The following is a 283-nucleotide window of genomic DNA, read 5'->3' on the forward strand; positions in this document are numbered from 1 at the left end:
AATAAAATTACCTCCAATAGAAGAACAAGAAAAGATAGCTAGTATTTTATCTTCTTTAGATGATAAGATWGAGTTAAATAATGAGATGAATAAGAYTTTRGAAGAAATGGCTCAAAGTATTTTTAAGAGATGGTTTGTTGATTTTGAGTTTCCTAATGAGTATGGTGAGCCTTATAAGAGTAGTGGTGGAGAGATGGTTGATAGTGAGCTTGGTATGATTCCTAAGGGATGGGAAGTTATTGAATTAGGAAAAATAATAGATATATTTGATTCAAAAAGAATA

1 protein-coding gene is annotated in these 283 nt (G+C 29.6%); it reads left to right on the forward strand.

The genetic code is table 11. The features are described from left to right. Positions 1–283, forward strand: a 283-nt coding sequence (locus G3997_RS04430) for a restriction endonuclease subunit S (protein ID WP_296648718.1), incomplete at both ends; no start/stop codon positions are given.

The sequence above is a fragment of the Romboutsia sp. 13368 genome (genome assembly GCF_018336475.1).
Lineage (GTDB): Bacteria > Bacillota > Clostridia > Peptostreptococcales > Peptostreptococcaceae > Romboutsia.